The organism is Methylobacterium sp., from assembly GCF_019750675.1.
GTDB lineage: Bacteria > Pseudomonadota > Alphaproteobacteria > Rhizobiales > Beijerinckiaceae > Methylobacterium.
This window is the reverse complement of the sequence record NZ_JAIEOF010000198.1, coordinates 1-7,068: the sequence shown is the minus strand read 5'-3', so window position 1 is coordinate 7,068 and position 7,068 is coordinate 1. Positions and strand designations below refer to the sequence as shown.

Here is a 7,068-nt window from a genome sequence, read left to right as displayed (position 1 = left end):
GAGCTCTTCTGCGTTGACCGTCGCGGTTCGGAACGGCTTAACCAGCGGTTCAGGGCTCGGCATGGTAAACGTTCCCGACCCTCGAATGCCCGACCCTCGAATGCCCGGCCCACGATTTCGCGCGCCCGCGCCGACCAGACGGACCCGATGACGCCGCCGAACCCGGATTTCCCCGACGACCCGTCCGCCGCCGGCCCCAGCCGCCGCACCGTGCTGCGTCGGGCCGGCCTTGCCGCGCTGGCCGGCGGGCTCGCGACCTACGCCCTGCCCGCCTTCGCCGACGAGGCCCCGGCGCTCCCCGCCGACGGCACGCCGTTCCAGCCCGGCCTCGTCACGGATCTGGCCCGGGCGCTCGCCAAGCGCGCCTACGCGGCGCCCCGCACGGACGACCTGCCCGACGCCCTCACCGGCCTCAACCGCGAGCAATACGCCGCCATCCGCAGCCGTCCCGGCAGCGCGGTCTGGGCGGAGGCGGGCTTGGGCTTCACCGTCGAGCCCCTGCACCGCGGCTCTGTGTTCCGCTCCCGCGTGGCGCTCGCCCTGGTGGAGGACGGGGTGGTGCGTGCCCTGCCCTACGATCCGGCCCGGTTCGAGACGGAAGGGCTCGCCCTGCCGCCCTTCAGGGAAGACCCCGGCTATTCGGGCTTTCGCGTCCGCGCCCGCTTCCGGGGCGGCGATCTCAGCGACTTCGCGATGTTCCAGGGGGCGTCGTTCTTCCGCGCCCTGGCCACCGGCCAGGGCTTCGGCGTCACGGCCCGCGCCCTGACCCTGCGCCCGGCCGACGCCAAGGGCGAGGAATTCCCCGAGTTCCGTGCGATCTGGATCGAGCGGCCCGCCCCCGGCGGCCCCCTCGTCGTCCATGCGCTGGTGGATTCGCCCTCCGCCGCCGCGGCCCTGCGCATGAGCCTGCGTCCCGGCGACGCCTCCCTCTGCGACGTCGAGGGTACGGTCTTCGCCCGCGCGGCCATCGACCACCTGGGCCTCGGCGGCATGACCACGAGCTACCTGTTCGGCCCCTACGACCGGCGCGGGGCGGACGACGCCCGCGCGGGCGCCTATTCCAGCGGCGGTCTCCAGATCCGCACGGGGGTCGACGAGGCGATCTGGCGCCCGGTGCGCAACCCCGAGACCCTGCAGATCTCCTCTTTCGTAGACGAGAACCCAAAGGGCTTCGGCCTGATGCAGCGGGCGCGCGATTACAGCGTCTTCCAGGACGACGTGCAGCACTGGGAGTGGCGCCCGTCCCTCTGGCTCGAGCCGCTCGGCGCCTGGGGACCGGGGGCGGTGACCCTGCTGGAAATCCCGAGCGATTCCGAGTTCAACGAGAACGTGCTGGCCTATTGGCGCCCGAAGGCGACCCTGGCGGCCGGGGCCGAGATGCCCTTCAGCTACCGCCAGCACTGGTGCTGGCAGCCTCCCGAGCCGCCGAAGGTGGCCCTGGTCTCGGGCACGCGCAGCGGGCGTGGCGGTGACAACCGCCGCCTGTTCCTGGTGGACTTCACCGGCCCGGGGATCGCCGCACCCGGTGACCTCCAGACCCAGCTCAGCGCCGCCTCCGGGGCGATCACGTCGAGCACCCTCTACCGCTATCCCGAGCGCGACACCCTGCGGGTGGCCTTCGAGCTCGATCCGAAGGGCGAGAAATCCTGCGAGTTGCGGCTCAACCTGCAGCGCGCTGGCACGCCGCTCACCGAAACCTGGCTCTACCGTTGGACCCCGTGACCGCATCCACGCTCTCCCCCGACATCGCTCCCCCGGCCGACATCGTGCCCCCGGCCGAGGTCGCGGCCCCGCCCCGGCCGGCCCCCCTGCCCTTCGCCGCCGCGATGCCCCCGGAGGCGCCGCTGCCGATGCCGGTGCAGGACCTGGAGCGCTGGGACCCGGCCTCCGGCCACCGGCCGGCCGTGTCCCACGCGAAACCCTGGCTCGCCCGCGCCTTCGTCTTCGGGGGGGCGGCGCTCCTCACCGCCTACGGCGCGCTGCAGATGTACGAGGTGGTGGCGGTCTCCGGCGGCACCACGGCGCTGCAATACGTGCTGCTTGCCCTCTTCACCCTGAACTTCTCCTGGATCGCGCTCGCCTTCACGGGCGCGATCCTCGGCTTCCTCGTGCTCCTGCGGGGCTTGAAGACCCCTGCCCTGCCGGCGCGGCTCACCACCCGCACGGCGGTGGTGATGCCGGTCTACAACGAGGCCACGGCGCGGACCTTCGCGGGCGTCGAGGCCATGCGGGCCGAGATCGACGCCACGGGTCTCGGCGACGCCTTCGACTACTTCGTGCTGTCGGATTCGACGCAAGGGGATGCCTGGATCGCCGAGGAGCGCGCCTTCCTGGCCCTGCGCGCCCGCTGGGGCACGGACGCCCGGCTCTACTACCGCCACCGGCCGAAGAACCACCACCGCAAGGCCGGCAACATCGGCGACTTCGTCTCCCGCTGGGGGGGCGCCTACGACCACATGCTGGTGCTCGACGCCGACAGCCTGATGACGGGGCCTTGCGTCGTGCATCTGGCCGCCGCCATGGAAGCCGACCCGGATGCCGGCATCATCCAGTCGCTGCCGCTCATCATCAACCGCAACACGCTCTTCGCCCGCGTCCAGCAATTCGCCGCCCGCATCTACGGGCCGGTCATCGCCACGGGGCTCTCGGTCTGGTCGGGCCGCGACGGCAATTACTGGGGCCACAACGCCATCATCCGCACCCGCGCCTTCGCACAGGCCTGCGGGTTGCCCGACCTCAAGGGCAAGCCGCCCTTCGGCGGCCACGTGCTCTCCCACGACTTCGTGGAGGCGGCCCTGATCCGGCGCGCCGGCTGGAGCGTGACCATGCTGCCGGCGCTGCCCGGCTCCTACGAGGAGAGCCCGCCCTCGCTCATCGATGTCGCCGTGCGTGACCGGCGCTGGGCGCAAGGCAACCTCCAGCACAGCCGCATCATCGGCACGGCGGGCCTGGCCGCCGCCTCCCGCCAGCACTTCGCCACCGGCATCGCCGGCTACGTCGCCTCGCCCCTCTGGCTCGCCCAGCTCGTGGTCGGTATCGCCCTGGTGCTCCAGACCGCCTACGTGCGGCCGGAATACTTCACCTCCGAGTTCGGGCTCTACCCGGTCTGGCCGCGCTTCGACCCCGTGCGCGCGCTCCAGCTCTTCGGCCTGACCATGGGCATCCTGCTCGCGCCGAAATTCCTCGGCCTGATCCTCGCGCTCATCGATCGCCCCGTGCGCCGGGCCTGCGGCGGCGCGATCCGCCTCGTCCTGTCGAGCCTGATCGAGATCCTGCTCTCGGCGCTGATCGCCCCCATCGCGATGCTGATCCAGTCCGGATCGGTGTTCCAGATCCTGCTCGGGCGCGACACCGGCTGGAACCCGCAGCGCCGCGACGACGGCTCGATCCCCTGGGGCGACATCGTGCGCCGCCACCGCTGGCACATGGCGCTGGGGCTGGTCACCGGCGTGGCGGCCTTCGCCATCGCCACCTCGCTGTTCCTCTGGATGTCGCCCACGATCCTGGGCCTCGTGCTCGCGATTCCCATCTCCTGGGCGAGCGGCCAGCTCGGCCTCGGGCTCGCCCTGAAGCGCCTCGGCCTGCTGATGACCCCGGAGGAGCGTGACCCGCCGACAATCGCGGCGCAGGCCGGGGTGCTCGCCCGCCGCAACGCCGAGGCGGGCCTCGACGACGCGGACGCGCTCACCGCCCTCCACGCCGACCCGGACCTCGCCCGGGCCCATGCGGCGATGCTGCCCGAGGCCGCCCCGCGCCCGCGCGGGGCCATCGACCCCGACCGGGCGCTGGCCCAGGCCAAGGTGGTGGAGGCGGACGGCATCGCCGAGGCCCGGGCCTGGCTCACTCCGAAGGAGCGCATGGCCCTCCTCCACGACCGCGCCCTCCTCGACCGCCTCGGGCGGCTGGCACCTTGACCGGACGCGGCCGCCCCGGAAACGCGCTCCGGACCGAGGCGTGGCGCGAGGCCGCGACCCGCCGGGCGAAGGCGTTTTCGAGATGAGGCGTCTTACACCCTGCGCGGCGGCGGCCGCCGTTCTGGCCCGCAAGCGGGCGCGGCTCGCCCGGATCCGCGCGGCGGAGCGCCACCTCGGCTGCACGCCGTAGCGATCGATCCTGGGGGCATCGGCAAGCTTTCTCAAAGCACCGCCCGGCTTTGCCGCGCAGGGGGACAGTCTCTCGGGCGTACGCCGCGCCCCGGGGCGAAAAGATCGGAACCCATCCGGACGCGACCTGTTGGTCCTTCGACGACGAAGCGAAGGAGACAGCCCTGCGTAGGCTCGCCCGCATCTCCGCCGCGACGCCCTCGCTTGGGGCTCTCGGTGCGACCGATGCCCAGGCTCAAGGGTATGGCCACGGCGGTTCCCGCGAGGGCGGTGACGTTCTGGGCCACGACCGTAGCGGCAACGGGCATTACGGCTGCGGCGACTGATTCCCCGATTCGACGGCTTCGCGCCCTGCCCCGCGCCAGGTTCGGGCATTCGTCTGTATCCACCCCCTTTTTCCGACCGATGGAGACCCCATGAAGACCATCCTGATTCCGGTTCTCGGTGCCGCCCTCCTCAGCCTGTCCGCCGTCGCGGCCTCAGCGCAGGCGGTGCGTGAGCCGACCCAGCCCGGCGGCACCGTCGTGCAGCCGCAGCCGAACACCACGGGCAACGATCCGAGCGTGTCGATATCCCGCGGTGCGACCGGGGCCAGCACGGTGACCACCGATTCCGCGGCGGGCGGCAATGCCAGCAAGCCGGAGCAGGCTGTGCCGAACAGCAGCGCCGGCGGCAGCAGCCGCTGAGTTCAGCCCTTCGAAACGCGATTCCTACCGCCCGCCCGGCCCTCGGCCGTGGCGGGCTGCTTTCGTCCGCGCGCGACGTGTCAGCGATCTTCGATCAGGGTCTCGACAGCCCGGATCCGATCCTCGAGGTCGCCGATCTGCTGCAGCAGGTGTCGGGAGGGAATGTCCCCCTTCGCCTCGGCGTCTCGGATCAGCCGGTCCTGCTCGGCCCTCAGGCGTTCGATGAGCGCTTCCAGATGTGACATGACAGGGCAAGCCGCGCCGGGGTGCATGCGTTCCTGGCCAAGCGGTCCCGACGTTTACGAACTCTTACGCGCATCCCGGCGGGACCGTCGCCCTCGGGCGGGAGTCGAGACGAGCGACCTCGCTGCAACTGCCCAGTGCCATCGGCACCCCACGCTCGCGGGTCTCGGCTGAGAAGAGGGCGCTTCGTCCAGGCTCCGCCCTGGCGGGGGTTGAAGCCTCCGGAAATCCCCGGGGTAATTCAATCTGGCGGAAGGGGTGGGATTCGAACCCACGGTGGGCTTGCACCCACGGCGGTTTTCAAGACCGCTGCCTTAAACCACTCGGCCACCCTTCCAAGTCGTTGCAGAAGCTAGAGATTTTGCCTCTGCCGAAGCACCGGGAAATGGCCCGTTGCTACCGATTTGCTACCCAATCAACCGGCAGCCCTGTCTATGGCCGCCCGCATGGCGCCGTCAACCTTCGCGGCAGCGTCCACCCGCGACGCCCTGGCGGCGGCGGACTTGCTCTCGGCTTCATGTATGGATGGCTCCTGCGGGTCAAGGATGGCGATCGGTTTGGGTGAACTGGTCGGCTGCGGCCATGTATACGGCGTCTGATCTGCAGCGGGATCGCTGCGCGCCCTGATGAAGTCCGCTTGGAGAACAGGTCCCACTCAATCGAGCGCGCTCAGAGCGCTTCGGATTGATCGGGGTGTCCTGGTTCTTCCTCTCCGTTCGTTCGCCATCACCTCACGTCGCCCTGACCGTTCGTTCAGCCGTTCAGGCAGCAGTCGCCAGCGGCTGGTAGCGTGATCCGTCCCTGAGGACGGCAAAGATCGTTCTTGCCATGCGATGCGCCAATGCGATGGCGGCGACTTTCGTCTTCTTTCGGGCCAGCATGTCGGACAGCCAGTCCTGTCTCGGGCCGCACCTGTGTCTCACCATGATCTGCGACATGGCGCCCAGATAGAGCAACCGCCGAATATACCGGTTGCCCATCTTCGAGATCCGCCCGATCCTCTGTTTGCCGCCGGTGGAATGCGGTTTGGGGGTCAGGCCGAGCCAGGCGGCGTAGTCCCTCGCGCAGTCGAAGTTGCCGACGTCCGGCGTCGTCGCCGCGATGATCGTCGCCGAGAGCTTGCCGACGCCCGGGATCGTCACCAGACGCTGGCTCGTCTCGCTTTGGGCGTGGGCCGCTTCGATCTCACGCGTCAACCGCTCGATCCGCGTGTCGGTATCGACCAACTGCTCGAAGAGAAGGCTGACGGGCAATCGGGCCGCTTCCGGCATTTGATGCAGTTGCGTCCTCAGCCGATCGACGTTCTGCGCGCCCTTCGCTGCAATGACGCCGAACTCTGTCATGTGGGCGCGGATCGCGTTGCAGATCTGCGTGCGCTGGCGAACCAGAAGATCCCGCGTGCGGTGGACGACCAGGACCGAAGAGCAAGCTTCGCTCTTCACGGCGACGAACCGCATCGAGGGACGCGTGACCGCTTCACAGATGGCCGCCGCGTCGGCTGCGTCCGTCTTCCCGCGCTTCACGTAGGGCTTCACGTAAGACGGCGGCATCAACCGGACGTCATGCCCCAGTTCCTGAAGCTTCCGCGCCCAGTCGTGAGCGCCCGCGCAGGCCTCCATGCCGATCAGGCATCGCGGCAGCTTCTCGAAAAACGCGAGCAACTGACTTCGACGCAGTTGGCGACGCACGAGAACACGACCGTTCTCATCGACACCGTGGATTTGGAAAACGCTTTTCGCGAGATCGATACCGACTGTAGCAAGCTCGGACATGGGTGGCTCCTCAGCTTGAGGCGACAACATCCCGACTATGCCTCAACGCAAAGCCGGGAGCAGGAGCCATCCACACCATCATGGATGTCCCGGAACGCGCCGCCGGCGGTCTCGGCGCGCATGGGTCGGAGCCGATCACGGTCCTGTCGCCAAGTGCCATGGCCGATCGCCGGGTCCCGTGCATCCGGACAGCTCCGGCGCTATCAGGCCTGTTCCTCGGTCCCCTGAATCCGGTTCAGGATCCGGCCCGCGGCCTCGTCCGCT

6 protein-coding genes and 1 tRNA gene are annotated in these 7,068 nt (G+C 69.9%); 4 read left to right on the top strand and 3 right to left on the bottom strand.

Annotated features, from left to right (window positions below; translation table 11 throughout):
* Positions 1-147 precede the first annotated feature (147 nt).
* From K2X24_RS10455 to K2X24_RS10445, 3 genes are all read left to right on the top strand, one after another.
* On the top strand, positions 148-1,722 hold the full coding sequence (locus tag K2X24_RS10455; protein ID WP_292497587.1) for a glucan biosynthesis protein: 1,575 nt from the start codon (positions 148-150) through the stop codon (positions 1,720-1,722).
* A gap of 104 nt (positions 1,723-1,826) precedes the next feature.
* Entirely contained in the window at positions 1,827-3,914 is a 2,088-nt protein-coding gene (gene mdoH / locus K2X24_RS10450) for a glucans biosynthesis glucosyltransferase MdoH (protein ID WP_292497589.1), read from the top strand.
* 605 nt (positions 3,915-4,519) lie between these two features.
* The gene (locus K2X24_RS10445; RefSeq protein ID WP_292497585.1) at positions 4,520-4,789 is read left to right on the top strand and encodes a hypothetical protein; all 270 of its coding nucleotides are present in this window, start codon (positions 4,520-4,522) and stop codon (positions 4,787-4,789) included.
* An 80-nt stretch (positions 4,790-4,869) separates the two neighbouring features.
* Here K2X24_RS10445 and K2X24_RS10440 read toward each other — a convergent pair whose 3' ends face one another.
* From K2X24_RS10440 to K2X24_RS10430, 3 genes are all read right to left on the bottom strand, one after another.
* Positions 4,870-5,061 carry a hypothetical protein gene (locus tag K2X24_RS10440; RefSeq protein ID WP_292497582.1) on the bottom strand — a complete coding sequence of 64 codons (192 nt, stop codon included), beginning with the start codon at positions 5,059-5,061 and terminating at the stop codon, positions 4,870-4,872.
* A 218-nt stretch (positions 5,062-5,279) separates the two neighbouring features.
* Positions 5,280-5,369: transfer RNA gene (locus K2X24_RS10435), tRNA-Ser, on the bottom strand.
* Between the two features lie 424 nt (positions 5,370-5,793).
* Positions 5,794-6,804 carry an IS110-like element ISMex29 family transposase gene (locus K2X24_RS10430; protein ID WP_292497580.1) on the bottom strand — a complete coding sequence of 337 codons (1,011 nt, stop codon included), beginning with the start codon at positions 6,802-6,804 and terminating at the stop codon, positions 5,794-5,796.
* Positions 6,805-6,884: 80 nt separating this feature from the next.
* On the opposite strand from K2X24_RS10430, the gene K2X24_RS10425 reads away from it, so the two are divergent.
* Positions 6,885-7,068: hypothetical protein (locus K2X24_RS10425; protein ID WP_292497578.1), on the top strand; the 184-nt coding region annotated here is incomplete at its 3' end.